This is a genomic window from Pseudomonas fulva (assembly GCF_023517795.1).
GTDB classification, from domain to species: Bacteria; Pseudomonadota; Gammaproteobacteria; order Pseudomonadales; family Pseudomonadaceae; genus Aquipseudomonas; species Aquipseudomonas fulva_D.
On the sequence record NZ_CP082928.1, the window covers coordinates 4035667 to 4062359 of the forward strand.

Sequence of the window (26693 nt, forward strand, 5' to 3'; positions counted from 1 at the left end):
TGCCGTGCCATATCTGGACAGCGCGGCTGTGCTCTGCTAGGCGAAAGCGCTTTTGCAGAGGGGCGCTGGCTGGCGGGCCAGGGCATGAGCGGGCGTGCCGCGCTCGTCGCTTTAGGCTAGAATATGCGCCCTCAAAGCACACCCCCTTCCCAGAGGCTGTCCCCTGATGCTGATCCTGCGCGGCGCTCCCGCCCTTTCCGCTTTTCGCCACGGTAAATTGCTCGAGCAACTGACCAGTAAAGTGCCTGCTGTGACCGGCCTGTACGCCGAGTTCGCCCACTTTGCCGATGTCGACGGTGCGCTGAGTGCCGACGAAGAGCAGGTACTGGCCCGTCTGCTCAAGTACGGCCCGAGCGTGCCGGTGCAGGAACCCAGTGGCCGCCTGCTGCTGACCATCCCGCGTTTCGGCACCATCTCGCCGTGGTCGAGCAAGGCCAGCGACATCGCTCGCAACTGCGGCCTGGAGAAGATTCGCCGCCTGGAGCGGGGCATCGCCTACTACGTAGCCGGCGAGCTGAGCGACGCCGAGGTGCAGCAGGTCGCCGCGCTGCTGCATGACCGCATGACCCAACTGGTGCTGAGCAACCTGCAGGACGCCGCCAAGCTGTTCAGCCATGCCGAGCCCAAGCCGCTGACCGCCGTGGACATTCTCGGTGGTGGTCGCGCCGCGCTGGAAAAGGCCAACGTCGAGCTGGGCCTGGCCCTGGCCGAAGACGAGATCGATTATCTGGTCAACGCCTTCCAGGGCTTGAAGCGCAACCCCCACGACATCGAACTGATGATGTTCGCCCAGGCCAATTCCGAGCACTGCCGCCACAAGATCTTCAATGCCAGCTGGGACATCGACGGCGAGAGCCAGGAGAAGTCGCTGTTCGGCATGATCAAGAACACCTACCAGATGCACAGCGAGAACGTGCTGTCCGCCTACAAGGACAACGCCTCGGTAATCGTCGGCCACACCGCCGGGCGCTTCTTCCCCAATCCTGAAACCCGCCAGTACGGCGCGGTGCAGGAGCCGGTGCACATCCTGATGAAGGTGGAAACCCACAACCACCCGACTGCCATCTCTCCGTTCTCCGGTGCGTCCACCGGTTCCGGCGGGGAGATTCGCGACGAAGGCGCCACCGGCCGCGGCGCCAAGCCGAAAGCCGGCCTGACCGGTTTCACCGTCTCCAACCTGAACATCCCCGGCTTCGAACAGCCCTGGGAGCAGGCCTACGGCAAGCCCGAGCGGATCGTCACGCCGCTGGACATCATGATCGAAGGCCCGCTGGGCGGCGCGGCGTTCAACAACGAATTCGGTCGTCCGGCACTGACCGGCTACTTCCGTACCTTCGAGCAGTCGATCGCCACCCCCCATGGCGACGAAGTGCGCGGCTACCACAAGCCGATCATGCTCGCCGGCGGCATGGGCAACATCCGTGAAGACCATGTGCAGAAGGCCGAGATCACCGTCGGCGCCAAGCTGATCGTACTCGGCGGCCCGGCCATGCTGATCGGCCTGGGCGGCGGCGCCGCGTCGTCGGTGGCCACCGGTGCCAGCTCGGCGGACCTCGACTTCGCCTCGGTACAGCGCGAGAACCCGGAAATGGAACGCCGCTGCCAGGAGGTCATCGACCGTTGCTGGCAGCTGGGCGACGCCAACCCGATCTCCTTCATTCATGACGTCGGCGCCGGTGGTATCTCCAATGCCTTCCCGGAGCTGGTCAACGACGGTGGCCGCGGTGGCCGCTTCGAGCTGCGCAACGTGCCCAACGACGAGCCGGGCATGGCCCCGCACGAGATCTGGAGCAACGAGTCCCAGGAGCGTTACGTGCTGGCCGTCAGCGCGGAGGACTTCGAGCGCTTCCAGGCCATCTGCGAGCGCGAGCGTTGCCCGTTCGCGGTGGTTGGCGAAGCCACCGAAGAGCCGCACCTGACCGTGACCGACAGCCACTTCGCCAACACCCCGGTGGACATGCCGCTCGAAGTACTGCTCGGCAAGCCGCCGCGCATGCACCGTTCGGTCACCCGTGAAGCCGAGCTGGGCGACGACTTCGACCCCAGCACCCTGGATATCGGCGAAGCCGCCGAGCGCGTCCTGCGCCACCCGGCCGTGGCCAGCAAGAGCTTTCTGATCACCATCGGCGACCGCACCATCACCGGCCTGGTGGCTCGTGATCAGATGGTCGGCCCGTGGCAGGTACCGGTGGCCGACGTGGCCGTCACCGCCACCAGCTTCGACGTGTACACCGGTGAAGCCATGGCGATGGGCGAGCGCACCCCGCTGGCACTGCTCGACGCACCGGCATCCGGGCGTATGGCCATCGGTGAAACGCTGACCAATATCGCCGCCTCGCGCATCGAGAAACTGTCCGACATCAAGCTGTCGGCCAACTGGATGTCCGCTGCCGGTCACCCGGGTGAAGACGCCCGCCTGTACGACACCGTCAAGGCCGTCGGCATGCAGCTGTGCCCCGAGCTGGGCCTGACCATTCCGGTCGGCAAGGACTCGATGTCGATGAAGACCAAGTGGAGCGAAGAGGGCGCGGAGAAGAGCGTTACCTCGCCGCTGTCGCTGATCGTCACCGGTTTCGCGCCGGTCGCCGACGTGCGCCAGACCCTGACCCCCGAACTGCGCATGGACAAGGGCGAGACCGATCTGATCCTCATCGATCTGGGCCGTGGCCAGAACCGCATGGGTGCCTCGATCCTCGCCCAGGTGTACAGCAAGCTCGGCAAGCAGGCGCCGGACGTCGATGACGCCGAAGACCTCAAGGCCTTCTTCGCGGTGATCCAGGGCCTCAACGCCGACGGTCACCTGCTGGCCTACCACGACCGTTCCGACGGCGGCCTGCTGGTCAGCGTGCTGGAAATGGCCTTCGCCGGTCATTGCGGCCTCAGCCTGCAACTCGACGGCCTGGTCGAAAGCCGTGAAGAACTCGCGGCCTTCCTGTTCAACGAAGAACTGGGTGCGGTGATTCAGGTGCGCCAGGATGCCACCCCGGACGTGCTCGCCCAGTTCAGTGCCGCTGGCCTGGACGACTGCGTGGCAGTGATCGGCAAGCCGGTCAACAATGGCGACGTGGCGATCAGCTTCAACGATCAGCCGGTGTTCACTGGCCAGCGTCGTCTGCTGCAGCGGCAGTGGGCGGAGACCAGCCACCGCATCCAGCGTCTGCGTGACAACGCCGACTGCGCGGATCAGGAATTCGACGCGCTGCTGGAAGAAGACAACCCGGGCCTGTCGATCAAGCTGGGCTTCGACGTCAACGACGACATCGCTGCGCCGTACATCAAGAAGGGCGTGCGCCCGCAGATCGCAGTGCTGCGCGAGCAGGGCGTCAACGGTCAGGTGGAAATGGCCGCGGCCTTCGACCGCGCCGGTTTCGCCGCGCTGGACGTGCACATGAGCGACATCCTTGCCGGTCGCGTCGATCTCAACGACTTCAAGGGCCTGGTCGCCTGCGGCGGCTTCTCCTACGGCGACGTGCTCGGCGCCGGTGAGGGCTGGGCCAAGTCGGCCCTGTTCAACGCCCGTGCCCGCGACGCCTTCCAGGGCTTCTTCGAGCGCAAGGACAGCTTCACCCTCGGCGTGTGCAACGGTTGCCAGATGCTCTCCAACCTCAGCGAGCTGATCCCGGGCACCGAGTTCTGGCCGCACTTCGTGCGCAACCGCTCCGAGCAGTTCGAAGCGCGTGTGGCCATGGTGCAGGTGCAGGAATCGGCGTCGATCTTCCTGCGCGGCATGGCCGGTTCGCGCATGCCGATCGCCATCGCCCACGGTGAAGGCCATGCCGAGTTCGAAAGTGAAGAAGCCCTGCTCGAAGCCGACCTGTCCGGCACCGTGGCACTGCGTTTCATCGACAACCACGGCAAGGTCACCGAGGCCTACCCGGCCAACCCCAACGGCTCGCCGCGCGGGATCACCGGCCTGACCAGCCGCGACGGCCGCGTGACCATCATGATGCCGCACCCGGAGCGGGTATTCCGCGCCGTGCAGAACTCCTGGCGCCCGGATGAGTGGCAGGAAGACGGCGGCTGGATGCGCATGTTCCGCAATGCACGGGTCTGGGTCGACTGATCGATCTACTCGCAGCAGCAAAAACGCCAGGCACTGCCTGGCGTTTTTCATTCTGGGCATTTGCAAGGTGCGGCGATTTCGGCTTCGCTTTGCTAAGCGATACTAATTGCTGGCGGCCAGGCCGATGACCGCCTCTCGGCGCCTGTGAACGTCGCCTGAGCAGGCCAGTCCGAATCTTCAGCAGTGTTGGCTGTATCACGAATCATGCTAGGGCGTGTTCACACTGCCGCGCAACCCGAAGGGCTCCGGCGCGGTCGTGCGGAAGTGTGAACACGCCCTAGGCAATGTGCCATTATGCTGTGGCATGATTAGCACATTGTTTTCAGCGACTTGCAGTGGAGTAGTTGATGTACAAGCTGTGTTTCTACGTTCCAGAGAGTCACCTGGAAAGCGTGAAAGCCGCCGTTTTCGCGGAGGGCGCCGGGCGCGCCGCGGGTTACGAACACTGCTGCTGGCAAACCCAGGGGCGCGGCCAATTCCGCCCGCTGCAAGGCAGTACGCCGTTCATCGGCAAAAGCGGTGAGCTGGCAACCGTCGCCGAGTGGAAGGTCGAGCTGGTGGTCGGTGACGAGCTGATCCACAACGCCGTCAAAGCCCTGAAAAAAGCCCATCCCTACGAAGTGCCCGCCTTCGAAGTGTGGCGCCTGTCCGACCTGCAGTTCTGACCCGGCCTGCTGGCTGCCAGCAGGCCATCGATAGCCGCATCCCGCCATTCATCCGCGCTTGGGGCCTGCCTCACTCGGTGACGGCCAGTTCCTGCTCGCCTTGCTGCTGGGGGCGGCGCTGGATGCTGCCGCAGGCCAGCAGGCCGACTTCGAACAGCAGCCACATCGGCACCGCCAGCATGGTTTGCGAGAACACGTCCGGCGGAGTCAGCAGCATGCCGACCACGAAGCAGCCGACGATCACGTAGGGTCGGCTGCGCCGCAGCGTGTCGACATCGGTCAGCCCGGCCCAGACGATGATGAAGGTGGCCACCGGAATCTCAAAGGCCAGCCCGAATGCCAGGAACAGGGCGAGGATGAAGTCCAGGTACAGGGCGATATCGGTCATCATCTCCACGCCATCGGGGGTGACGCTGGCGAAGAAGCCGAACATCATCGGGAACACCGCGAAGAACGCGAAGGCCATGCCGGCATAGAACAGCAGGATGCTCGATATCAGCAGGGGCACGGCGATGCGCCGCTCGCGGCGATACAGCCCCGGTGCCACGAAGCCCCAGGCCTGATGCAGCAGCACCGGCATGCAAAGGAACACGGCGACCATCAGGGTCAGTTTGAAGGGCGCCAGGAACGGCGAGGTCACGCTGGTGGCGATCATGCTCGCGCCTTCGGGCAGGTAGCGGCGCAGTGGCTCGGAGATCAGCGTGTAAAGGGTCTGCGCGAAGGGGAACAGGCCCAGGAACGCCAGCACGATCGCGAGCAGGCAGCGCAGCAGTCGCTTGCGCAATTCACCCAGGTGGGCGGTCAACGGCATGCTGCTCATGGTGTGCCCTCCGGTTTGCCGGTTGCCTGCTGCGGCTCAGCTTGGAGATTGATGCCACGCCGCAGTTCCTGCTCCAGTTGCCGTAACGGCGCTGCGTCCAGCTCCTTGCTCACGGCCTGGGCATCCAGCTCGCGTTCCACCTGGTCGCGCAGCATGGCCATTGCCCGTTTAGCCTGGCCAAGGCCGCGGCCCAGGGTGCGGGCCGCCACCGGCAGGCGTTCGGGGCCGAGTACCAGCAACGCCACCACGCTCACCAGCAGCAGTTCGGTGAAGCCTATTTCGAACATCAGGCCGGCCGGTCCGTGTGGGCCTGGGCTGGCTGAGCGCTTTCGGCCACTGGTGCCTGCTGCTGCACCTGGGCTGGTGCCTCGTCCGCTTCGCTGTTGCCGGCCATGGATTTGCGGAAACCCTGGATGGTTTCACCCAGATCGCCACCCAGCGTCTTGAGGCGTTTGCTGCCGAATAGCAGGAACACGATCAACAGCACGATGACCAGTTGCCAGATACCGATACCACCCATGAAAAACGCTCCAACGCCATGAAATTGAAGGGCTAATCTGCCTGGGCTTTGTGACGCTACGGTGACGCGGTGATGACGAAAAGAGGCGCTTGCCACTTCCCTGCAACATTCAGCCTGTTGACTGTCGGCTCCGTGTTTCGAGGGGTGAGCGATGGGGTGCAGGCAGCAACGCGGCGCAGCGTTATTGATGGTGCTGGTGGCCCTGGCCATGCTCGCCGGCGGATTGGCGTGGATGGTGCAGCAGGGGCGCCAGCAGGTCGATGCGGTGCGCCTGCAGCAGCAGCGTATCCAGGCGCGGGCCCTGGAGGTCGCCGGCCTGGCGTTCGCCGAGCAGGCGCTGCGCGATCCTGCCTGGCGGCAGAGCCCGCTGTTCTGGCAAGCCCTGCGTGGCCAGCCGTTGCGCTACGACTTCGCCGGCGGCGCGGCGACCCTGCGCATCCGTGATCTGCACAGCTGCTTCAACGTCAATGCGCTGGCCGGCCAGGAAGCCGAACGGGCCGAGCGTCAGCTGCAGTACCTGCTCGGCGACGACCTGGCCGCCGAGCAACTGGTGCATGCCCTGGCCGACTGGATCGACAGCGACGGCCAAAGCCGCCTGCACGGCGCCGAAAGCGATCAGTACCTGCGCCAGACGCCACCTCGGCTGGCGGCCAACCAACCAATGGTGGATATGAGCGAGCTGAACCTGCTGCTCACCCCGCAGCGTGGCCGGCAGCTGCGTTATCCGCAGCTCTGTGCGCTGCCGCAGACCTCGGGCTGGCGACTGAATGCCAATGCCCTGAGCCTGGAGCATCTGCCCCTGCTCGAGGCGCTCTACGAGGGCGAGTTCGCGCGCTCCTTGCTGGCCCGCATCATCACCGGCCGACCGGCCAACGGCTACCGCGATGTGGCGGCCTTGCGCGAGGCCCTGGGCGCGCTGGACGACCCGACGTTCGAGCGGTTGAGCGAAGGGCTGCTGCTCAACAGCGGTGACTTCCTGCTGCAGCTCGAGTTCGAGCAGGATGGCCGGCGGATCAGCAGCCAGTTCCAGGTGCAGGCCCAGGGGGTGGTGCGCTGGCACGCCCAGGTGCCCGCACAACGGGTGCAGGTGATCAGCCGGGAACCCTTGCCGTTCGCCTTGTAGCCAGAGGTTGATGGCAAGCGGTACCTGAGACCCGTTCACGCTCTCTGGATGTCTGGGCATTTGTATTCTGTGGATCGACTGCAACAAGGCAGAAGCGGCCGCTCCCAGCGTAGGGTGGACAACGCTCTTTTTGTCCACCATTGCGATCGCAGAGCGGTGGACGGGTAAAGCGTCGTCCACCCTACGAAAGGCCACTTGCGCCACGGTGCAGCCATTACCGGTGCAATTACGGTGAATGATGGTGAACAGGTTTTGATAAGAGAGCGCCTGGACGTCGCGGCTGCGCCATCCAGGCGAAGGGAGGCGGCACGAGATGATCCCGTGCCGCGCAGGCCGGTCAGACGCCGATTTCGCCGCCGTCGTTGCGCTGGATCACCACCGTGGAGGCCCGTGGGCGGACGGTGGTGCCGGCTGGCGTTTCCTCGGTGGCGACGTCGCTGTATGGCCAGTTGCCCGGGTGCTGGATGTTGATGAACATCGACTTGTTGTCCGGGGTGAAGGCGATGCCGGTCACTTCGCAGCCGTTGGGGCCGACGAAGAAACGGCGCAGGTCCACTTGGTTCTGCGCGTTGACCGGTACCTGCTGGCCGTTGGTGTCGGTCAGGTTGGTGGGGATCACCGCCAGCATCTGGTCGTTGGTGTAGCTGGTCACGCTGGGTTCGCCGTTGTCGGTCTGTATCCACAGAACCCCGCGGCTGTCGAAGCTCATGCCGTCCGGGCTGGCGAACTGGTTGAGCTCGGTCAGGCCGGAGCGGTTGATGTCCGGCGTGGCCGAGGCATTGGCGCCGAACACGAAGATGTCCCAGGTGAAGCTCAGCTGATCATCGCTGTCGTGCCAGCGAATCACATGGCCATGGCGGTTCGGGCCGCGTGGGTTGGCGGCGTCGACTTGCGCGGCGGTGCGTGCGCTGTTGTTGGTCAGGGTCAGGTAGACATCGCCGTTGAGCGGGTTGACGGCGGTCCACTCCGGTCGGTCCATCGGCGTTGCGCCGACGGCATCGGCCGCACCCCGGGTGTTGAGGATGATCCCCGGCAGGTCGGTGAACTTGGCGCCCAGGGTGCTGCCATCGGTGGTCGGGGTGGCCGCGACCAGCGGGATCCACGCACCGGTGCCGTCGGCATCGAAGCGCGCCACGTAGAGAGTGCCGTTGTCCATGTACTTGGCGCCGGTCGCCAGGCGGTCGCTGGGGTTGGCGTCGGCGGCCTCCCAGAGGGCATTGGACACGTACTTGTACAGGTACTCGTTGTTCGAGTCGTCGCCGCTGTAGAACACCACCGGCTTGCCGACCACCGGCAGCGCCGGCCAGCAGCCCTCATGGCGGAAGCGGCCCAGGGCGGTGCGCTTCACCGCGCGGTTGCTGGCATCGAAGGGGTCGATCTCGACGATGTAGCCATAGGTGCTGGCTTCGTTGCGGTAGTCATCGGTGGCCGAGGCGCCGCTCGGGGTGATGTCGAAACGGGTGAATTCGTCGTTCTGTTCCGAGGCATCCCCGGCGGCGGTTTCCCAGCCGTAGCGGCCGGTGCTGGTAGCGATACCGATACGCGATTGATCGGCAGGGCGGGTGCCGGTATTGATGAAGATCGACGGCCAGTTCTCTTCGCAGGTCAGGTAGGTACCCCAGGGGGTGTAACCGTTGCCGCAGTTGTTGTTGGTGCCTCGGGTCTGGGTGCCGGTCGGCGAGAACTTGGTCTTCAGGTGGTCGGTGCCGCTCAGCGGGCCGGAGATGTCCATCACGGTGGCGGTGGTGAAGCGGCGGTTCAGGGGATCGTTATCGACCACCTGCCAACGGCCATTGACCTTGCTGATGCGAATGACACCCGCGCCGTGGGCGTTGATTTCCTTGCGCACTTCCTCGGCCGGGCGGCGGCCGTTGACGGTGGTCGGACCGTTGGGGTGCAGGGCGTCTTCGTCGATGTATTCGTAGTTGACCGCCAGCAGGCCATCTTCGGAACTGCCGTTGATGGGGAAGAAGTGCATGCCGTCATGGTGCATGCCGGCCGAGTTTTCCTGGTCGGTGGCGGTGTTGCTGCCATCGGCTTTCCAGGGCGCGGCCAGGGAATTGAACGGCGTGCCCCAGGGGGCCAGCACGTGGGCGCTGTAACCGGCAGCCACCACGCAGGCATCGGTGCGCGAGCCGGCGATGGATTGGAAACCGAGGGTCAGTTTTTCTTCGGCGGGTGGCTCGGCAGGGCTGTCGTTACTGGAGCCGCCGCCGCTGTCGAAGCAGCCGGTGAGGCCGGTGCCCGCGATCATCGCGATCGCCGCGCCCAGGCCTCCACGCATCACGCTGCGGCGGCTCAGGTACGCATCCAGAACCGACGCCATGGGCAGGTTGCCACTGGTATTGCGGTCCAGGTTATCGCCGGTATCTCGACTCATCAGGTCATGTCCTTTTTCTGGTGAAGCGGCTTGAGGAAACCGGGACTTTAGAGACCGTGTGTGATGATTTTTTGGCAGTTCTGTTAATGGCTATTGAAAGCTTTATGACGCTAGCTTTCTGATTTATCTGGTTTTTTCAATTTGGATCCATGGCAAGGCTGTCGAATAACCGCCATTAAACTGTCACATAAGCTGCCCAGTATCCCGCCCCGACAACGCATAAAGGTGAGGCGGGCGGGGCGATGACAGACATCGGCAGGCGGGAAGTGATGAGCTGGATGGGCATCGGTGCAGTGGCGCCGCTGCTCGGTGCCTGCTCGGGCTTCGCGACCCCGCGGCCGGCCGGGCAATCCGAGCTGGAGTTGCTGTACGTCGCCGATACCCTGGATGCCCGCCAGCCGGGCCAGCCGGTGGTGCCGGCCACCCGGCTGGGGCCGGTTTCCCACCTGGGCCGCGCGCCCTGGCTCAGTGGCAGCAATGCCCACCAGGCGCGCAGCGAACTCAATCCGCTGCTCGATGCGCGCCTGGCCGAAGGGGTCAGCACTGGTGGTTACGCCGTGCTGGGCGCGGTGCTGGAAGACCTGCGCCAGCGCCACGGCGCCGAGCGCTGCCTGACCCTGGAGAACGGCCAGGGTTGGAACGGCAGCGGGCTGGCCTATCTGACCCAGGGCGAGAGTGGTGCCCAGGGTAGCCAGCTGCTGGGCAGCGAGGTGCGGGTCAGCAGCGATGAGCGGGTGTTGTGGCCCCAGCGCTGTGCCGGCCTCTATCGCCAGTTCGCCCGGCCGGTGCTGGGTGCCGGCCTGGCCGAAGATCAGGCCCAGGCGCTGGGCGTGCAGCCCTTCACCCTGATCCGCCGCGCTGGCCTGCGAATCGCCGTGGTGGGCATCACCGACCCCTATGCCGGGGACCAGAAAGCCTCCCTGAAACAGTGGTACCAGTCGCTGCTGCCGGCGTTCAAGGCGGCGCGTGAGCAGGCCGATCTGGTCATCGCCCTGGCCGACGTGGGCACCGGGCCCGGCCTCTGGCTGGCCGAACGGCTGGGCGACGCCGACCTGCTGTTGTGTGCCCGTGGGCAGGATTTCTGGCCGACGCCGATCGAGGTGCTGCAAAGCAGCGGCAGGCGGGTGCCGGTGGTGCTCGGCGGCTGCCGGGCCAGCGGTGCCTTTCATATCGGCTGCCAGCGCCAGGCGGGGCAGTGGACCTTCGTCGCCCGCTTTCACCCCGCCTTCGAACAATTGCTTTCCCCGGCCGGCCAGGCCCATGCAGCAGGCTTGCGCCGCCAGCTGCAGGGCCAGCGCGCGCCTCACGCCGCCTGGCTCGACCAACCGCTGGCCAGGGCGCCGCAGGCGCTGTGGCGGCGTGACACCCGCGGTGGCAGCTGGGACCGCCTGCTCCATCAGGCCCTCTCCGATGACGGCCGGATGCAGGTGTTGCTGCCCGGCCTGCGTTACGACAGCCCCCTGGCCGCCGGCCAGGCGATCACCCGCGAGCAGCTGATCAGCCTCACCGGCGGCTACCCGGCCGCCGTGGTCGAGGCGCCGGCAAAGCCGCTGGAAAGCGTGCTGGAGAACGCCGCCGACCAGCTGTTCGGCGACCCCCTGCTGCTCGACAACAGCCAGGATCTGCCGCGCTGGCAGGGGCAGGCCTGGCAGGTCAGCTACAGCGCGGGGGGCAAGCGGGTTTCCGGTCTGGCGCCACTCGACGGCCTGTGTCGCAGCGTTTCCCTGAGCGCCGATGCCCGCGGCGAACCCCTCTGGCAGCGCGTGGAAACCTGGTTGAGCAGGCAGCCGGCCGACTGGCAATTGCCGGCCCTGCAGCTGCCCAGCGTGCGCTACGTACAGGGCCATCCCGGCTGGCACCCCCGAGGCGTCAGTTGATCAGCGCGCCGCGCCTGTGGAACGGCCTGTGGCTGACCCTCGCGGCGTGGCTGGCGGCGCAGTGCGTGCTGCTGCTCAGCCGTGAGCCGCAACCGGCCCGTGCCGCAGCCGTCGAGGTGGCCGCGCCGCCCGGCCTGCTGGTGGGCCACTGGCAGCTGCAGGCCGACGACGGTGCAGTGCCGCTGACCCGCCTGCCGGTCCAGTACCTGGGCGGGCTGCGCGCGCAGCCGCTGGGCGCCACGGTGGTGGTGCTGCGCTACGAGCAGCAGGTGCGCAGCTACCGCCGCGGGCAACGCCTCGCCCCGGGCATCGTGCTGCAGGACATCGACGAGACGGGGCTGATTTTCGACAACCAGGGGCGGCGCGAGCGCCTGCCCTGGCCGCCACGGCCTGCCGTGACCGGCTTCAAGCGGCAAGGATAAGAGATGATCGTTCGCTACTGCCTGGCCGCGCTGCTGGCCCTGGGCGCTACCCAGATTCTGGCCGATGAGGTGCTGGACCTGCCGGTCGCCGAGTCGCCGCTGTACGAGGTGAATTTCGTCGACACCGAACTCAGCGAGTTCATCGACAGCGTGTCGCAGATCACCGGCACGACCTTCATCGTCGACCCGCGGGTCAAGGGCAAGGTCACCGTGCGCACGGTCGAGCGCCATGACAGTGAAGCCATCTACGACATCTTCCTGGCGCAACTGCGTGCCCAGGGCTTCGCCGCGGTCAACCTGCCCAACGGCAGCGTGAAGATTGTGCCTGATCAGGCCGCGCGCCTGGAGCCGGTGCCCGTGGACCCCAGCGGCGGGCAGCCGGCCGCCGGCGACGGTATCGCCACCCGGGTATTCAGCGTGCGCAATGCCGCCAGCGAACAGTTGCTCGGCATCATCAAGCCGCTGATCGATCCGCGGGTCGGGGTCATCACCCCGTATCCGGCCGCCAACCTGCTGGTGGTTACCGACTGGCGCAGCAACCTGGCGCGTATCGACCGCCTGCTCGCCGAACTCGATCAGGTCAGCGACGAGCCGTTGCAGGTGATGCCCCTGCAGCACGCCAGCGCCGCCGACACCAGCGCGCTGATCACCCGACTGCTGGCCAGCGACAAGGGCGCCGACGGCGCCCAGGTGATCGCCGACCCGCGCAGCAACGCGCTGCTGGTGCGCGGCAGTGCCGACAGCCGTGAGCGGGTGCGTGCCCTGCTGACCCAACTGGATCGACCGGGCGGCGAGCTGCGCGCCTCCAATACCCAGGTGATCTACCTGCGCCATGCCAACGCCAGTGAAGTGGTCAAGGTGCTGCGCGGTCTCGGCCAGGAGGCGCCCCAGGCCCCCGGCGAGGGCGCGGAAGGTGCCCAGGTCGCGCGCCTGCCGATCAGCGATTCCGGGGTGCGCCTGGAATACGAGGAGGGCACCAACGCGGTGGTGATGGTCGGCCCGGACAGCGAGCTGGCGGCCTACCGCTCGATCGTCGAGCAACTGGACATCCGCCGCGCCCAGGTGGTGGTCGAGGCGATCATCGCCGAGGTTTCCGATTCCCGCGCCGAGGAGCTGGGCGTGCAGTGGCTGTTCGCCGACGAGAAGCTCGGCGCCGGGGTGGTCAACTTCAGCGCCGGCGGCGCGAATATCGCCAGCATCGCCGGTGCCGCGGCCAGTGGCGACAACGCCGCCCTCGGCGAGCTACTGTCGGGTGTCAACGGCGCCACCGCCGGCATCGGCCATTTCGGCGGTGGCTTCAATTTCGCCGTGCTGCTCAATGCGCTGAAGAGCAAGAGTGGCTTCAACCTGCTGTCCACCCCGACCCTGCTGACCCTGGACAACGCCGAGGCGTCGATCCTGGTGGGTCAGGAAGTGCCCTTCGTCACCGGCTCGGTGACCCAGAACAACAGCAATCCGTACCAGACCATCGAGCGCCGCGAGGTCGGCGTGAAGCTGCGCATCAAGCCGCAGATCAATATCGACAACAGCGTGCGCCTGGACATCGTCCAGGAGGTGTCGTCGATCGCCGACTTCGCCTCGGCCAGCGACGTGATCACCAACAAGCGCGAGATCAAGACCAAGGTGATGGTCGAGGACAACGGCCTGATCATTCTCGGCGGGCTGATCAGCGATGAAGCCAGCAACACCGATCAGAAGGTGCCCCTGCTCGGCGACATACCCGGCCTCGGCCGGCTGTTTCGCTCGACCGCCAAGAGCGGCGTGAAACAGAACCTGATGGTGTTCATCCGCCCGCGCATCCTGCGCGACGGGCCGAGCATCGCCAGCTTCAGTGCCGATAAATACCAGAACCTGCAGCGCGACACGGCCCTGGAGCTGCCGGCGCTGGACGGCGATGCCGGGCTGCAGCGGCTGTTCCCGGCCAGCCGTGCGCGCCTCGATGGGGGCGCCTGGTAATGAGCCTGCTGCCCTATCGCGTGGCCCGGCAGGCCGGCCTGGCCTGGGTGCCCGGCGAGGGTAGCTGGAGCCTGTGGCTGTGCGAGGACGCCGACACCGACCAGTTGCAGGAGCTGTTGCGCGTCGAGGGCGCGCCGGCTTCGGTGTGCAGCCTGTCACGCAGCGAGTTCGAACAACGCCTGGGCCAGCTGTACCAGGCCGGCGAGGGGGCGAACGCGGCGCTGATCGAGGGCATCGGCGAGCAGGTCGATCTCGACAGTTTGATGAACGACATGCCGCGCATCGAGGACCTGCTGGAGAGCGATGACGAGGCGCCGGTGATCCGCCTGATCAACGGCCTGTTCGCCCAGGCCCTGCAGTTGCAGGCCTCGGATATCCATATCGAGACCTTCGAGCAGAGCCTGGTGGTGCGCCTGCGCATCGACGGCCACCTGCGTGAGGTGCTGCGCCCGCCACGGGCGCTGTCGGCCATGCTGGTGTCGCGGATCAAGGTCATGGCGCGCCTGGACATCGCCGAAAAGCGCCAGCCCCAGGACGGCCGCATCACCCTGCGGGCCGCCGGCCGCGAGGTCGACGTGCGGGTCTCCACCCTGCCGGGCATCCATGGCGAGCGGGTGGTGATGCGCGTGCTGGACAAGCAGGCCAGCCTGCTGGCACTGCCCAACCTGGGGATGCCCTCCACGGTGGAGCAGGGCCTGCGCGCCTGCCTGGGCCGCCCCAACGGCATCGTGCTGAGCACCGGGCCGACCGGCTCGGGCAAGACCACCACCCTGTACGCCAGTCTCAACAGCCTCAACGATGGCAGCCGCAATATCCTCACCGTCGAAGACCCGGTGGAGTACGCCATCACCGGCATCGGCCAGACCGCCATCAACCCGCGTGCCGGGCTGACCTTCGCCAGTGGCCTGCGGGCGATCCTGCGCCAGGACCCGGACGTGATCATGCTTGGCGAAATCCGTGACCGGGAGACCGCGCAGATCGCCGTGCAGGCCAGCCTCACCGGGCACCTGGTGCTGTCGACGCTGCATACCAACAGCGCGGTGGGCGCGGTGACCCGGCTGCGCGACATGGGCATCGAACCCTTTCTGATCGCCTCCTGCCTGCGCGGCGTGCTCGCCCAGCGCCTGGTGCGCCGCCTGTGCAGTTGCGCCGAGCGGCGCCCCCTGCAGGCCGCCGAGCGGCAGCTGCTGCCGGAGCTGGCCGGCCTCGACCACAGCTTTCATCCGGTGGGCTGCGAGCTATGCCAGGGCAGCGGTTATCAGGGCCGACTGGGGCTGTACGAGTTCATCGAGCTGGACGACGGGCTGATCGCACTGTTGTACAGCGGCGCCAGCGAGGTGAGCATGCAGGCCTACCTCGAGGACCGTCGGCAGAGCCTGGCGGCCATGGCCTGCGATTGCCTGGGCCGCGGCGACACCAGCCTCGCCGAAGTGCTGCGCGCGGTACAGGGCTGAGCATGCCGACCTATCGCTATCAGGCCGTCGACCTGGCCGGCAAGGCGCACAAGGCCAGTCTGCAGGCGGACAGCGAGCGCCACGCCCGGCAGCTGCTGCGCGAAAACGGGCTGTTCGCCCGTGAGCTGCACCGCCACGACCCGCAAAGCCGCCAGCCACGTCGCCAGCGGGTCAGCCGTGCGCAGCTGTGCGAACTGACCCGGCAACTGGCGACCCTCACCGGCGCCGGCATTCCGCTGGTCGACGCCCTGGGCACCCTGGAGCGGCAACTGGTCCAGCCCGCCCTGCGCAGCCTGCTGGTGGCGGTGCGCGGCTCGCTCGCCGAGGGCGTTGGCCTGGCCCGCAGCCTGGCGCGCCAGGGCGGGGTGTTCTCGCCGCTGTACTGCGCGCTGGTCGAGGCCGGGGAGCGCTCCGGTCGCCTGGCCCAGGTGCTCGAACGCCTGGCCGAGCACCTCGAACAGGTGCAGCGCCAGCAGCACAAGGCGCGCACCGCGCTGATCTATCCGGCCGTGCTGATGGGGGTTTCCCTGGCCGTGGTGATCGGCCTGATGACCTTCGTGGTGCCCAAGCTCACCGAGCAGTTCGCCCATGCCGGGCAGAGCCTGCCGTGGATCACCACGCTGCTGATCGGCATCAGCAACACCCTGGTGCTGCTCGGCCCCTGGCTGCTGGGGGCGGCACTGCTGGCGGCGCTGCTTGGCAAGGTGCTGCTGCGCAAGCCGCACTGGTGCCTGCGCCGCGACGATCTGCTGCTGCGCCTGCCCCAGGTCGGTGTGCTCCTGCAGGTGCTGGAGAGTGCACGACTGTCACGCAGCCTGGCGATCCTGGTGGGCAGCGGCGTGCCGTTGCTCGAGGCCCTGCAGGTGGCCACCGCCACGGTCAACAACCGGCGCATCCGCCTGGCCCTGGAACGGGTCGGCAGCGAAGTCAAGGGCGGCGTCAGCCTGCACCGGGCGCTGGAGGCCAGCGGCCATTTCCCGCCGTTGCTGCTGAACATGGTGGCCAGTGGCGAGGCCAGCGGCACCCTGCCGGACATGCTCGAACGCGTGGCGGACAACCAGGAGCGTGGCTTCGCCCGCCAGGTGGACACCGCCATGGCACTGTTCGAACCCCTGATGATTCTGGTGATGGGCGGCGTGGTGCTGTTCATCGTAATGGCTGTGCTGCTGCCGATCATGCAGCTCAACCAGGGCCTGACACTGTAAGGAGGAGCGCCATCATGCGCAGCAATCGTTTCACCCAGCGGGGCTTCACCCTGATGGAAATCATGGTGGTGATCTTCATCATGGGGCTGTTGATCGCCGTGGTCGCGCCCAGCGTGCTGGGCAGCCAGGACAAGGCCATGAAGCAGAAGGTGATGGCCGACCTGTCGACCTTCGAGCAGGCCCTGGACATGTACCGCCTCGACAACCTGCGTTTCCCCAGCAACGAGCAGGGGCTGTCGGCCCTGGTGGCCAAGCCGACCGTCGAGCCGCTGCCGCGTGCCTGGCGTGCCGACGGCTATATCCGCCGGCTGCCCGAGGATCCCTGGGGCAATCCTTATCAATACCGCAGCCCGGGCCAGCATGGTCGGGTCGATGTCTACTCGTTGGGCGCCGATGGTGTCGCGGGCGGCGAGGGCATCGATGCCGACCTGGGCAACTGGGAGCTCTGAGAAGCTGCCATGGGCGGGAATTGCAGCGAGGTGGACGGCACCTGCGTAGGGTGGACAACGCCGTTTTTGTCCACCGTTGCGGTCGTAGGCGGTGGACGGGGGAAGCGTCGTCCACCCTACGTGGCTGCCATGGTGGATGAACAGAGCGTCATCCACCCTACGTCGGCGCAACGCGGGTTCAGCCTGCTGGAGCTGCTGGTCGTGCTGTTTATCGCCGGCCTGTTGAGCAGCCTCGGCGTGGCCTGGCTCGACAGCGGTGGGGCGCCGGCGCAGCAGGCCCTGGAACGCCTCGCGGCGGCCAGCCGCGCCCAGGCCGCCGAGGCCCTGCACGCCGGGCAGATTCGTGGTCTGCGCTGGAACGGCCAGCGCCCGGAGTTCGTGCGCCAGGTGCGTGATCGGGAGGGGCTGCGCTGGCAGGTCGAGGCGGTCGCCCTGGGCGAATGGCCGAGGTTGCTGAGGCCCGACTGGCCGGCTGCCGGTGAGCCGCGTCTGCTGTTCACGCCAAACGGTGTCGGGCCTGCCCAGGCATTGCGCTGGCACTGGCCCGAGGGTGGCGAACAATGGCAGTGGGACAGCACCGGTCGCTTGCTGCGGACGTCGTTGCCATGAAGCGCCAGCGCGGTTTCACCCTGCTCGAGGTGACGGTCGCCCTGGGTATCGCCGCCGTGCTGGCGGTCATGACCAGCCAGGTGCTGCGCCAGCGTCTGGCCGTGCAGCAGAGCGTTCAGCAGCATCAGCTCGGGGCGCTGTGTGCCCGTGAGCTGGAAGCCCGTTTCGCGGTCGAGCAGCTCTGGCCGGCGCAGAGCAGCCTCTCCGGGGTGCTCGCCCAGGGCCACGGCAGCTGTCATTGGCAACTGCAGCTGCAGGGCACCGGAGTACGCAACCTGCGGCGTGCCGAGCTGAGCCTGTTCGCCGATGGCGAGCGCCGCGAGTCGCTGGGGTTGTATCAGCTGTTTCTGGTGCGCCCGTGAGCGCCAGGCAGGGCGGCTTGACCCTGATCGAGCTGCTGGTCGCCCTGGCGCTCACGGCCTTGCTGGGCGTGCTCCTGGCCGCCCTGGTCAACGGCTGGATCAATGTGCGCGAGCGCCTGTCCCAGGGCGCGCCCGGTATGCCGGTACTGGATTTCTGCCTGGCCCTGGAGCGCCGTTTCGACACCACCGAACTGCGTCAGCTGCATGAACGCCGTTTGCCGCTGGCCATGAACTGGCTGGACTGGCAGCCGGACGCGCTGCAACTGCAGTGGGTGGCGCTCGGCGCCTGGCCGAGCGCCGAAGGCGGCGCCCGCCTGCAGCGCCAGCGTCTGAGGTACGAGCGCCGCAGCCAGCGCCTGCTGCTGCACACCTCCGCTGATCTGTACGCCGCAGGCGCCCCGGCGTGGACCCTGCGCGAGCAGCTGGACGGGGTGCAATCGGTGAGTTTCAGTTTTCGCCAGGACAGCCGCTGGCTGGCCTGGCCATCGACGGACAGGTTGCGCCCGGACAGGGGCGTGCGCCTGACGTTTCAGCATGATGGAGCCTCCTATGTCTGTACCTTCGCCCTGCCGTGGGGCCGTTCATGAAACGTGAGCGTTGGCGTCGCCGCGCGGCACGGCCCTGGCTGCTGCTGCGCCCGGGCACCCACGCCGAGGCCTGGCAATGGGCGCGGGTCGAGCAGGGCCGCGTGCAGGCCTCAGGTTCGGGAGCGCCGCCGGCAACACCAGGTGCGCGGGTGGCGCTGGTGCTGCCGGGCGAGCTGTGCAGCCACTTCCAGGTAGCGGCGCCGCCGGGGCTGAAGCGCCACGAGTGGCCGTTGTTGCTCGAGGATCGCCTGCTGCAGAGCGCCGAGGATCTGGCCTGCGGCTGCCTGGCCCGTGAGCCCGGCTGGATGAGGCTGGTCTGCGTCGAGCAGGCGCAGCTCGACGGTTGGTTGGACCAGTGTGCGAGGTGGCAGCTCGATGTGCAGCGCTGCTGGGCGCAGTTCCAGCTGTTGCCGGAGCCCTCTGCCGGCGCGGCCTGGTGCTGGCGCCAGGGGGCGGGGTCGACGCTGTTCGTCGGCCGCAGCGACGAGGCACGCCAGCACTGGCTGGCCTGGCCGGTCGAGCTGCAGGCGCTGGCGCCAGCCGGCATTTGGCGCGAGCTGGATATCCACAGGCTCGACGGCGCCTGGCCCGAGCCGCTCGCCGCGCTGGAGGGCCTGCCCAGCCTGTTCGAACGGCGCCGGGCGAAGCGCCAGGCCCACCCGCTCAGCCCTGGCCTGTGGCGCCTGCCGGCGGCCTGCCTGGCCCTGGCCGTGCTCTGGGCAGGGTTGTGGGCCAGCCAGCAGTGGCGGCAGCAGGGTCTGTATCAGGCGCAGGTGGAAGCCGTGGTCGGCCCGGTCACTTCACTGCGCGAAGCCGCGCAGCGGGTCAAGCAGCAGCGTCTGGGCGCGGACGAGCGACAACTGCGCGTGCGGCAACTGCAGCATCTGCAGACCGAGCTCGATGGCTGGTTGCGCGCCAACGCCGGCTGGCAGTTGAGCGCTGCGCAGTTCGATGGGCAGCGCTGGACCCTGCGCCTGCAGGGCCACGAGGCCGTCGACGATTCGGCCTGGCAGGCGATGGCCAGCGCTATTGGCGTGGCGGTGCAGGTGACCCAGGCCAGCGACGAACTCAATCTGACTTTCGACCTGGGAGGCGCGTCATGAGCCTGAACCTCGAACACCGCGGCGTACGCCTGCTGGCGGTGGCGATCATCGCCGTGCTGCTGGCGCTGCTGGCCTGGCGTGAAGGCCAACAGCGCTGGCAGGCCTTTGGTCAGTGGCAGGCGCTGGCAGGTTCGAGCCTGACCCTGGGGGCCGACAGCACGCTGAGCGCCGAGGACCTGCAGCAGGCCGCGAAGGCCCGTGATATCCGCATCGACACCCTGGAGCCGGACAGCGAGCACTGGCTGGTACGGGGGCGTCTCAAGGATGAGCGCATGCTACAGGACTGGCTCCTGCAGCTGCAGCGGGAGGGCGCGCAGCTGTTGCGCTGGAGCCTGCGCCGTGAGGAGTCGGCGCTGCACTTCGAACTGGCCCTGCAGCGATGAGCCGGCGCGCGTGGCTGTGGGCGCTGCTGGTATTCGCCCTGACCCTGCTGGTCGAGCTGCCCGCCCGCTGGCTGTTGGCGCCGCTGCCGGTACCGCTGGCAGGCATCAGCGGCAGTCTCTGGCAGGGGCAGGCCAAGCGCCTGGGTGATCTCGGGCCGCTGCGTTGGCAATGGCAACCCTGGCGGGCGAGGGCACAGGCGAGTGCCGGTTATCAGGGGCAGCGCTGGCAGTTGCAGATATCCGGCTGGCCCTGGCGTTGGCAGGCCGCGCTGCAGCCGGCCAGTGATACGCACACCCTGGCGACCGGCTACCGCCTGGCGGGGCGCTGGCAGGGCATGCTCGAGCTGACCGGCAGTGGCGCGCGCTGCCTGTCAGCCAAGGGCCATCTACAGGTTGATGGACTGGCGTTGCTGGCGCCCTGGCAGCTGGAGTTGGGGCAGGCCCGCCTGGCCCTCGATTGCACGGCTGGCTGGAAACTGGCGGGGCAGTTGCGCCTGGCTGGGCAGCATCAGGCAGAGTTGGCGGCCGATCTGCTCGCCCGGCAGGCCAGGTTGACGGGGCGCGTCGAGCCTGGCGCGGCGCTGCAACCGCTGCTGGTCAGCGGGCAATGGCTGGCGCCGGGCGGCACCGAGGTGGCGCGTAGCATCCGTTGGTAATCACCCCAGCTCAACAGGCCGTCAGGGGCGGATCTCGATCAGCGTGCCGTCCTTCACCAGCGCCCAGACCTCACGCATGTCGGCGTTCTTCATGGCGATGCAGCCCTCTGTCCAGTCCAGGGTATGGAAGAACCACTCGGGGTATTCGTCGTCCAGCGGTGTGCCGTGGATCATGATCATGCTGCCCGGTTTTACGCCCGCGGCTTTCGCCTGAGCCTGGTCACGGGCGTTGGGGTAGGAGATGTGCATGGACAGGTTGTACTTCTCGCTCTTGCGCCGCCAGTCGATCCAGTAGAAACCTTCCGGCGTGCGCAGGTCGCCTTCGCGCAGCTTGGTGCCGAGCGGCTGCTTGCCCAGGGAGATGCGATAGGACTTCAGCGTCTTGCCCCCGCTGATCAGGTGCAGCCGGCGCTGGGATTTCTCCACCAACACCTTGTCGACGGTCGCTACAGGGGAGGCGGGCGCGGTGGCCGCCTGGCCGGCGAGGGCCAGCGAGAAGAGGGTAATGGCGAGCAACCAGCGCATGGGGATTTTCGACTGAGCAGATGGCCGGCGGGCGGCGGAGGCTCATTCTAAGGCAGGCGTATATAAGCGCCTAGGGGCTGGCGACAGGCGCCGCACCGCCCCGCAGCCTGATATAGAGCGAGGCGAACCTGTAATCCCTGGTTCGCCTCGCTCACGCAGCCATCAGTACAACGAGGGCAGCTCGTTGGGGCGCAGGTCGAACACCAGCACTTCGGCCTGCTGGCCATTGCTCAGGTGCAGGTCGCGCACATCGCGCAGCCTTACGCCATCGCCGGCCTGCAACAGCTCGCCGTTGAGCTGGACGCTGCCGCTGGCCACGTGGACGTAGGCGTAGCGGTTGTCGTCCAGTTGCAGATGAGCCTGCTCGGCACCGTCGAACAGCCCGGCGTAGACGCGGGCGTTCTGGCGCACGCTCAGCGAACCGTCGGCGCCATCCGGCGAGATGATCAGCTGCAGGCGCCCGCGTTTCTGTTCCTCGCTGAAGTGCTCCTGCTGGTAGCGCGGCTCGGCCTGGCGTTCGCTCGGCACGATCCAGATCTGCAGGAAGTGCACCGGCTCGCTGCGTGAGTGGTTGAACTCGCTGTGTGACACGCCGGTACCGGCGCTCATCAGTTGCACGTCGCCGGGGCGGATCACCGAGCCGGTGCCCAGGCTGTCCTTGTGCTCCAGGGCGCCTTGCAGCACGTAGGAGAAGATCTCCATATTGCGGTGCGGGTGCTCGCCGAAACCCTGGCCGGCGGCCACGGTGTCGTCGTTGATCACCAGCAGGTCGGAGAAGCCGCGCTCCTTCGGGTTGTTGTAGCTGGCGAACGAGAAGGTGTGAAAGGAGTTGAGCCAGCCATGGTTGGCATGGCCACGGTCGGTCGCTTTACGGATAGCCAGCATGATGAATCCTCCAGTTGATGAGTGCGGCCTCTATCGGCGGCATGGAGGTGATGTTACTGACTATCGGTGGATTGATTAACCGGCTGCAAATGGACTTATTGTCCTATCTGGGTTGACGATTTCAGGCGCTCAGGTGCTCGATCTGCTGCTTGATGAAATCCGAGAACACCTGCACCGCGCGGGCGGACTGCCGGTGCTGTGGGTACACCGCATACACCGCCGCCGAGGCAGGCCAGTGCTGTTCGAGGATCGGCACCAGCGCGCCGCTCTCCAGGGCCTGGCCGACGATAAAGGTGGGCAGGTAGGCGATGCCCATGCCGGCCACGGCCGCATCGCGGATCAGCTCGCCGTTGTTGGCGCGCAGCTGGCCGCGCATGCTCAGGTTCCGGGGTTTGCCGGCCTCGCGCAGGCGCCATTCCACGTGGCGGCTATGGCCGTAGAGCAGGCAGGCATGCTGCTGCAGTTCGCCGAGATCGGCCGGTGTGCCGTGCGCCTCCAGGTAAGCGGGGCTGGCGCAGAGGATGGTCTGCATGTCGGTCAGGCGCTTGGCGATCAGGCTGGAGTCTTCCAGGGTGCCGATGCGGATCGACATGTCGTAGCCATCGGCGAGCAGGTCGACGGCACGGTCGTTGAGGTCGACCTCCAGGTTGATGTGCGGGTGCTGCTGCATGAACAGTGGCAGCACATGGCTCAGGTGCAGGGTGGCGAAGGTCATTGGCGCGCTGACCCGCAGGGTGCCGCGCAGCGAGGCACCCTGGGCCGACACCAGCTCCTGGGCATCGCGCAGGTCGGCGAGGATGGTGGTGGCCTTGTCGTACAGCAGCAGGCCCAGTTCGGTGGCCTGCAGGCGGCGCGTGGTGCGGTTGAGCAGGCGCACGCCGAGCAGCGCTTCGAGGGCGGCGACGCGGCGGCTGACGTACTGCTTGGTCACCCCGAGGGTATCGGCGGCGGCGGTGAAGCTGCCGGCGTCCAGGGTAGTGACGAACAGGCGCAGGTCTTCGACGTTCATGGGCTTCTCATCGGTTGGCCCGCGATTATTACCGGGTGCGTGGGCTTCGCGCCATCGGCTATCCTCGGCGTCTGCCTCAACTGCCCAGGACGCCTCGATGTTCACCAGCAAGTTGCCCGCTGTCGGCACCACCATCTTCACCACCATGTCCCAGCTGGCGGCCCAGACGGGCGCCATCAACCTGTCCCAGGGCTTTCCGGATTTCGATGGCCCCGAAGCGCTGCGCGAGGCGCTGGCCCGGCACGTGGCAGCGGGGCACAACCAGTACGCACCGATGACCGGCCTGCCGGCGCTGCGTGAGCAGATCGCCGTGAAGATCGAGCGGCTGTACGGGCGCACGGTCAGTGCGGACAGCGAGGTGACCGTCACGCCGGGCGCCACCCAGGCGATCTTCTGCGCCATCCAGGCGCTGATTCATCCGGGCGACGAGGTGATCGTCTTCGATCCCTGTTATGACAGCTACGACCCCAGCGTGACATTGGCCGGCGGGCGTTGCATCCACCTACCCTTGGCCGCTGGTGATTTCGCCATCGACTGGCAGCGCCTGGAAGCCGCGCTGAGCTCGCGTACCCGGCTGATCGTGCTCAACACGCCGCACAATCCCAGCGGCGCATTGATCAGCCGCGACGAGCTGGACCGCCTGGCCGCGCTGATCCGCGATCGCGACATCCATATCGTCAGTGATGAGGTCTACGAGCACCTGGTATTCGACGGCCGCCAGCACGCCAGCGTACTGGCCCACGACGAGCTGTACGCGCGGGCGTTCGTGGTCAGCTCGTTCGGCAAGACCTACCACGTCACCGGCTGGAAGACCGGCTATGTAGTGGCGCCGCCGGCGCTGAGCGCCGAGCTGCGCAAGGTGCATCAGTACGTCAGCTTCTGCGGGGTGACGCCGCTGCAATGTGCGCTGGCCGATTTCATGGCCGAGTGCCCCGAGCATGTGAACGAGCTGCCGGCGTTCTACCAGGCCAAGCGCGATCTGTTCTGCGACCTGCTGGCCGGCTCGCGCTTTACCTTCAGCCGCACGCCGGGCACCTATTTCCAGCTGGCCGACTACTCGGCGATCCGTCCGGACCTGGACGACGTGGCCATGGCCCAGTGGCTAACCCGCGAGCATGGCGTGGCGGCGATTCCGGTGTCGGTGTTCAGCGAGCGGCCGGACCCGGCGCAGCGCCTGGTACGCTTCTGCTTCGCCAAGCGCGAGGACACCCTGCGCCAGGCCGCGGAAAAACTCAGCGCCATCTAGCGCCCTGTAGGGTGGACAACCGCGAAGCGTTGTCCACCGCTTGGCATGCGATATCACGGGAGGGCTATCGATGAGCAAACAAGACCACCTCGAACTGGCGCTGATCCAGAGCGACCTGGCCTGGCACGACCCGGCGGCCAACCGCGCGCATTTCGAAACGCAACTGCAGCAGGCTGCAGGCGCCGACCTGGTGATACTGCCGGAGATGTTCAGCACCGGCTTTTCCATGCAGTCCGCCGAGCTGGCCGAGCCGGAAGACGGCCCCACCAGCGCCTGGCTCAGCGAGCAGGCGCAGCGCGTCAATGCGGTGATCACCGGCAGCCTGATCATCCAGGCCGCCGATGGCAGCTACCGCAATCGCCTGCTGTGGGCGCGGCCGGACGGGTCACTGGCCCATTACGACAAACGCCACCTGTTTCGCATGGCCGGTGAGCACCAGCACTACGCCGCCGGCGAGCGCCAGGCGCTGTTCGAGATCAAGGGCTGGCGCGTGCGCCCGCTGATCTGCTACGACCTGCGCTTTCCGGTATGGAGCCGCGACGCCGAGGGCACCGACCTGCTGCTCTATACCGCCAATTGGCCGGCCGCGCGGCGCCTGCACTGGAACCGCCTGCTACCGGCGCGCGCCATCGAAAACCTGTGCTACGTCGCGGCGGTGAATCGCATCGGCGTCGATGGCAAGGGCCATCCCTACAGCGGCGATTCCCAGGTGCTGGATTACCAGGGCGACAGCCTGCTCGATGCCCACGACAAGGCCGGCGTGTTCCATCAGCGCCTCGATAGTGCGGCCTTAACCGCCTACCGCGAGCGCTTCCCGGCGCATCAGGATGCCGATCCGTTCGAGCTGCGGTAATCGCCGCATTGCTATGCCAAGGCTAACGGCTTGAGCGAGTTGGCTAGCTTGGCAAATCGACCCTCGAATAGCGAAGAAGTTTTGCCCGTTCAGCTGGGTGAATCAGCGTTGGGCTGTACCCAGGGCGAGGCGATCATGAGTGACCGAAAAGCCGGTGGACGTGCTCGCTAACACCTTTATTGGACTCTTCGAACCAGGCCGATAGCAGCACCGCACATAAGTCGGCCTGCTCCCGCGTACTCGGTGCGTGGTTGTGTCCGCTCCTGATTGATGGTCTGCGAGCTCTGTGCGCGGGTTTGCCGCTGCGCGGCATCCTCCCTTGGAATACCGAGCATGCCAGCCATATTGCCCGTTACGCTGGCACGTAGCCGACCTTAATCGTTGTTGAGCTGTTGCAGACGCGCGTGATACGGCCGCCAGAGTGCGGCCATCCAGCGGATGTGGATCCCTTCTTTCTCGCACAAGCGCTGCATGCAGTGCAGGTCCGATTTATCATATTGAGCGCAATAAACACGCTCCGGATATACCTACCCGACTTTGAGTGCGTAGGCGTCGCTTTGGATGCCATGCTCTTCGAGCACTTGGCCGATGATGGCCGGCACGCTGAGGTTCTAGGTTTTGTACGAAAAGTCGGTACGGGTAAAATTGCCGCCATGATTGGCTGGAGGCCCGCATGGCAAAGCGTTACGAACTCACCGACGCATCGTGGGAATTGATCAAGGATCTGGTTTCTCCAGAGCAGAAGATGGGTCGCCCACGCAGTGATGATCGTCTGGTACTCCACGCAATCCTGTGGATCCTCTGCTCGGGCGCTGCCTGGCGTGATCTGCCGGAACGCTTTGGGCCTTGGTCGACGGTGTATCAGCGTTTTCGTGACTGGCGCGACGACGGTACGTTCGACCGGATACTGGAGCGCTTGCACATCCGATTAAACCGGGAGGGACTGATTGATCTGGACACCTGGATGATCGATTCCACTGCGATACGTGCAACCCGAGCCTCTTCAGGCGCCGGGAAAAAAGGGGGCCTGAAGAACCGCTAGATCATGCTTTGGGGCGTAGTCGAGGCGGCCTTACTACCAAGATTCACATGATCTGTGACGCCAATGGTGTTCCATTACGCTTCATTCTTTCGCCGGGGCAAACCAGCGATATCGCTCATGCCCAGCCGTTGCTGGATCAGGTGCGAATTCCCGGTAAGCCGGGGCGTCCACGCAAACGCAGTCGCTGGTTACTGGCTGACAAAGGCTATGACGCGCAACACTTGCGCCATTACTGCGACCGCTACCGAATACAGCCGGTGATCCCGCTGCGTGCCATGCCCCGCAAGCCTCGGCCTGGCCTGCCCCGACTCTTTGATCGTCCAAAGTATCGGCAGCGGAACATCATTGAGCGGATGTTTGGCTGGCTGAAAGAGAACCGCAGAATAGGTACTCGCTACGACAAGCTGGCGAGAAGCTTTTCAGCCATGGTCACGCTGGCCTGCAGCCTGCGTTGCATGCGTCAGTACTTTTCGTACAAAACCTAGAGATGCGTTAGTTG

General features: G+C 66.6%; 25 protein-coding genes and 1 pseudogene. 18 read left to right on the plus strand and 8 right to left on the minus strand.

From position 1 onward, the window contains the following. The first annotated feature begins 166 nt into the window (after window positions 1-166). Complete coding sequence (purL, locus tag K8U54_RS18580; protein ID WP_249907202.1) at window positions 167-4063, plus strand: phosphoribosylformylglycinamidine synthase; 3897 nt, start codon at window positions 167-169, stop codon at window positions 4061-4063. 347 nt (window positions 4064-4410) lie between these two features. Next, window positions 4411-4728: a Nif3-like dinuclear metal center hexameric protein gene (locus tag K8U54_RS18585; protein ID WP_249907203.1), complete on the plus strand. Its 318-nt coding sequence runs from the start codon at window positions 4411-4413 to the stop codon at window positions 4726-4728. Window positions 4729-4798: 70 nt separating this feature from the next. Here K8U54_RS18585 and tatC read toward each other — a convergent pair whose 3' ends face one another. Genes tatC through tatA form a run of 3 tightly spaced genes read right to left on the minus strand, consistent with a single transcriptional unit; the run spans window position 4799 to window position 6068 of the window. Beyond that, the gene (gene tatC, locus K8U54_RS18590) at window positions 4799-5548 is read right to left on the minus strand and encodes a twin-arginine translocase subunit TatC (protein ID WP_249907204.1); all 750 of its coding nucleotides are present in this window, start codon (window positions 5546-5548) and stop codon (window positions 4799-4801) included. Then, on the minus strand, window positions 5545-5835 hold the full coding sequence (tatB, locus tag K8U54_RS18595; protein WP_249907205.1) for a Sec-independent protein translocase protein TatB: 291 nt from the start codon (window positions 5833-5835) through the stop codon (window positions 5545-5547). Before tatB ends, tatC begins: the two co-directional genes overlap by 4 nt. Next, complete coding sequence (gene tatA, locus K8U54_RS18600; protein ID WP_249907206.1) at window positions 5835-6068, minus strand: twin-arginine translocase TatA/TatE family subunit; 234 nt, start codon at window positions 6066-6068, stop codon at window positions 5835-5837. Before tatA ends, tatB begins: the two co-directional genes overlap by 1 nt. Before the next feature lie 151 nt (window positions 6069-6219). On the opposite strand from tatA, the gene gspK reads away from it, so the two are divergent. Then, a complete protein-coding gene (gspK, locus tag K8U54_RS18605; RefSeq protein WP_249907207.1) occupies window positions 6220-7191 on the plus strand; it encodes a type II secretion system minor pseudopilin GspK in 972 nt (323 codons plus the stop codon). 337 nt (window positions 7192-7528) lie between these two features. Here the strand turns inward: gspK and K8U54_RS18610 are convergent, their stop codons facing one another. Then, window positions 7529-9571: a PhoX family protein gene (locus K8U54_RS18610; protein ID WP_249907208.1), complete on the minus strand. Its 2043-nt coding sequence runs from the start codon at window positions 9569-9571 to the stop codon at window positions 7529-7531. 242 nt (window positions 9572-9813) lie between these two features. Here K8U54_RS18610 and K8U54_RS18615 point away from each other — a divergent pair, with 242 nt between their 5' ends. The 12 genes from K8U54_RS18615 to K8U54_RS18670 all read left to right on the plus strand — a co-directional run bounded on the left by K8U54_RS18615 (window position 9814) and on the right by K8U54_RS18670 (window position 20634). After that, window positions 9814-11448 carry a lipoprotein UxpA gene (locus tag K8U54_RS18615; protein WP_249907209.1) on the plus strand — a complete coding sequence of 545 codons (1635 nt, stop codon included), beginning with the start codon at window positions 9814-9816 and terminating at the stop codon, window positions 11446-11448. Next, on the plus strand, window positions 11445-11870 hold the full coding sequence (locus K8U54_RS18620) for a pilus assembly protein PilZ (protein ID WP_249907210.1): 426 nt from the start codon (window positions 11445-11447) through the stop codon (window positions 11868-11870). Before K8U54_RS18615 ends, K8U54_RS18620 begins: the two co-directional genes overlap by 4 nt. Window positions 11871-11873: 3 nt before the next feature. Next, on the plus strand, window positions 11874-13826 hold the full coding sequence (gene gspD / locus K8U54_RS18625) for a type II secretion system secretin GspD (RefSeq protein WP_249907211.1): 1953 nt from the start codon (window positions 11874-11876) through the stop codon (window positions 13824-13826). A gap of 5 nt (window positions 13827-13831) precedes the next feature. Next, window positions 13832-15280: a GspE/PulE family protein gene (locus K8U54_RS18630; RefSeq protein WP_249910473.1), complete on the plus strand. Its 1449-nt coding sequence runs from the start codon at window positions 13832-13834 to the stop codon at window positions 15278-15280. A gap of 2 nt (window positions 15281-15282) precedes the next feature. Beyond that, on the plus strand, window positions 15283-16485 hold the full coding sequence (gene gspF / locus K8U54_RS18635; protein WP_249907212.1) for a type II secretion system inner membrane protein GspF: 1203 nt from the start codon (window positions 15283-15285) through the stop codon (window positions 16483-16485). A 14-nt stretch (window positions 16486-16499) separates the two neighbouring features. Continuing rightward, window positions 16500-16934, plus strand: a complete 435-nt coding sequence (gene gspG / locus K8U54_RS18640; RefSeq protein WP_249907213.1) for a type II secretion system major pseudopilin GspG — start codon at window positions 16500-16502, stop codon at window positions 16932-16934. Between the two features lie 129 nt (window positions 16935-17063). Further along, window positions 17064-17543, plus strand: a complete 480-nt coding sequence (locus K8U54_RS18645; protein WP_249907214.1) for a prepilin-type N-terminal cleavage/methylation domain-containing protein — start codon at window positions 17064-17066, stop codon at window positions 17541-17543. After that, complete coding sequence (locus K8U54_RS18650) at window positions 17540-17905, plus strand: type II secretion system protein (protein ID WP_249907215.1); 366 nt, start codon at window positions 17540-17542, stop codon at window positions 17903-17905. The genes K8U54_RS18645 and K8U54_RS18650 overlap by 4 nt, the downstream gene beginning before the upstream one ends. Then, window positions 17902-18492: a prepilin-type N-terminal cleavage/methylation domain-containing protein gene (locus K8U54_RS18655; RefSeq protein WP_249907216.1), complete on the plus strand. Its 591-nt coding sequence runs from the start codon at window positions 17902-17904 to the stop codon at window positions 18490-18492. Before K8U54_RS18650 ends, K8U54_RS18655 begins: the two co-directional genes overlap by 4 nt. Continuing rightward, the gene (locus K8U54_RS18660; protein ID WP_249907217.1) at window positions 18489-19595 is read left to right on the plus strand and encodes a GspL/Epsl periplasmic domain-containing protein; all 1107 of its coding nucleotides are present in this window, start codon (window positions 18489-18491) and stop codon (window positions 19593-19595) included. The genes K8U54_RS18655 and K8U54_RS18660 overlap by 4 nt, the downstream gene beginning before the upstream one ends. Further along, a complete protein-coding gene (gspM, locus tag K8U54_RS18665; RefSeq protein WP_249907218.1) occupies window positions 19592-19978 on the plus strand; it encodes a type II secretion system protein GspM in 387 nt (128 codons plus the stop codon). The genes K8U54_RS18660 and gspM overlap by 4 nt, the downstream gene beginning before the upstream one ends. Beyond that, complete coding sequence (locus tag K8U54_RS18670) at window positions 19975-20634, plus strand: type II secretion system protein N (protein WP_249907219.1); 660 nt, start codon at window positions 19975-19977, stop codon at window positions 20632-20634. Before gspM ends, K8U54_RS18670 begins: the two co-directional genes overlap by 4 nt. Window positions 20635-20655: 21 nt before the next feature. Here the strand turns inward: K8U54_RS18670 and K8U54_RS18675 are convergent, their stop codons facing one another. The 3 genes from K8U54_RS18675 to K8U54_RS18685 form a co-directional block, all read right to left on the minus strand. Further along, window positions 20656-21159, minus strand: coding sequence for a L,D-transpeptidase family protein (locus K8U54_RS18675; RefSeq protein ID WP_249907220.1), 504 nt, complete (start codon window positions 21157-21159; stop codon window positions 20656-20658). Between the two features lie 162 nt (window positions 21160-21321). After that, the gene (locus tag K8U54_RS18680; protein WP_249907221.1) at window positions 21322-22044 is read right to left on the minus strand and encodes a pirin family protein; all 723 of its coding nucleotides are present in this window, start codon (window positions 22042-22044) and stop codon (window positions 21322-21324) included. Window positions 22045-22165: 121 nt separating this feature from the next. Continuing rightward, entirely contained in the window at window positions 22166-23053 is an 888-nt protein-coding gene (locus K8U54_RS18685) for a LysR family transcriptional regulator (protein ID WP_249907222.1), read from the minus strand. 97 nt (window positions 23054-23150) lie between these two features. Here K8U54_RS18685 and K8U54_RS18690 point away from each other — a divergent pair, with 97 nt between their 5' ends. After that, complete coding sequence (locus tag K8U54_RS18690; protein ID WP_249907223.1) at window positions 23151-24299, plus strand: pyridoxal phosphate-dependent aminotransferase; 1149 nt, start codon at window positions 23151-23153, stop codon at window positions 24297-24299. A gap of 70 nt (window positions 24300-24369) precedes the next feature. Continuing rightward, complete coding sequence (locus K8U54_RS18695) at window positions 24370-25152, plus strand: amidohydrolase (RefSeq protein WP_249907224.1); 783 nt, start codon at window positions 24370-24372, stop codon at window positions 25150-25152. Between the two features lie 440 nt (window positions 25153-25592). Here the strand turns inward: K8U54_RS18695 and K8U54_RS18700 are convergent. Continuing rightward, a pseudogene (locus tag K8U54_RS18700) lies at window positions 25593-25763 on the minus strand (contractile injection system protein, VgrG/Pvc8 family); the annotation flags it as partial. A 62-nt stretch (window positions 25764-25825) separates the two neighbouring features. Here K8U54_RS18700 and K8U54_RS18705 point away from each other — a divergent pair. Further along, window positions 25826-26679, plus strand: a protein-coding gene (locus K8U54_RS18705; RefSeq protein ID WP_249906677.1) for an IS5 family transposase whose coding sequence is annotated in 2 segments (ribosomal slippage) — window positions 25826-26174 and window positions 26174-26679 — 855 coding nt in all. Because the reading frame shifts where the segments join, the coding sequence is not laid out codon by codon here. Window positions 26680-26693 lie beyond the last annotated feature (14 nt).

Bases quoted from the DNA above. Each gene is read 5' to 3' on its own strand.
- tatA (WP_249907206.1), bottom strand. From the start codon at position 6,068: ATGGGTGGTATCGGTATCTGGCAACTGGTCATCGTGCTGTTGATCGTG.
- K8U54_RS18685 (WP_249907222.1), bottom strand. From the start codon at position 23,053: ATGAACGTCGAAGACCTGCGCCTGTTCGTCACTACCCTGGACGCCGGC.
- purL (WP_249907202.1), top strand. From the start codon at position 167: ATGCTGATCCTGCGCGGCGCTCCCGCCCTTTCCGCTTTTCGCCACGGT.
- gspK (WP_249907207.1), top strand. From the start codon at position 6,220: ATGGGGTGCAGGCAGCAACGCGGCGCAGCGTTATTGATGGTGCTGGTG.
- K8U54_RS18690 (WP_249907223.1), top strand. From the start codon at position 23,151: ATGTTCACCAGCAAGTTGCCCGCTGTCGGCACCACCATCTTCACCACC.
- K8U54_RS18585 (WP_249907203.1), top strand. From the start codon at position 4,411: ATGTACAAGCTGTGTTTCTACGTTCCAGAGAGTCACCTGGAAAGCGTG.
- gspM (WP_249907218.1), top strand. From the start codon at position 19,592: ATGAGCCTGAACCTCGAACACCGCGGCGTACGCCTGCTGGCGGTGGCG.
- K8U54_RS18695 (WP_249907224.1), top strand. From the start codon at position 24,370: ATGAGCAAACAAGACCACCTCGAACTGGCGCTGATCCAGAGCGACCTG.
- gspG (WP_249907213.1), top strand. From the start codon at position 16,500: ATGCGCAGCAATCGTTTCACCCAGCGGGGCTTCACCCTGATGGAAATC.
- K8U54_RS18650 (WP_249907215.1), top strand. From the start codon at position 17,540: ATGAAGCGCCAGCGCGGTTTCACCCTGCTCGAGGTGACGGTCGCCCTG.
- gspF (WP_249907212.1), top strand. From the start codon at position 15,283: ATGCCGACCTATCGCTATCAGGCCGTCGACCTGGCCGGCAAGGCGCAC.
- K8U54_RS18615 (WP_249907209.1), top strand. From the start codon at position 9,814: ATGACAGACATCGGCAGGCGGGAAGTGATGAGCTGGATGGGCATCGGT.
- tatB (WP_249907205.1), bottom strand. From the start codon at position 5,835: ATGTTCGAAATAGGCTTCACCGAACTGCTGCTGGTGAGCGTGGTGGCG.
- K8U54_RS18645 (WP_249907214.1), top strand. From the start codon at position 17,064: ATGGTGGATGAACAGAGCGTCATCCACCCTACGTCGGCGCAACGCGGG.
- K8U54_RS18670 (WP_249907219.1), top strand. From the start codon at position 19,975: ATGAGCCGGCGCGCGTGGCTGTGGGCGCTGCTGGTATTCGCCCTGACC.
- K8U54_RS18660 (WP_249907217.1), top strand. From the start codon at position 18,489: ATGAAACGTGAGCGTTGGCGTCGCCGCGCGGCACGGCCCTGGCTGCTG.
- gspD (WP_249907211.1), top strand. From the start codon at position 11,874: ATGATCGTTCGCTACTGCCTGGCCGCGCTGCTGGCCCTGGGCGCTACC.
- K8U54_RS18675 (WP_249907220.1), bottom strand. From the start codon at position 21,159: ATGCGCTGGTTGCTCGCCATTACCCTCTTCTCGCTGGCCCTCGCCGGC.
- tatC (WP_249907204.1), bottom strand. From the start codon at position 5,548: ATGAGCAGCATGCCGTTGACCGCCCACCTGGGTGAATTGCGCAAGCGA.
- K8U54_RS18680 (WP_249907221.1), bottom strand. From the start codon at position 22,044: ATGCTGGCTATCCGTAAAGCGACCGACCGTGGCCATGCCAACCATGGC.
- K8U54_RS18610 (WP_249907208.1), bottom strand. From the start codon at position 9,571: ATGAGTCGAGATACCGGCGATAACCTGGACCGCAATACCAGTGGCAAC.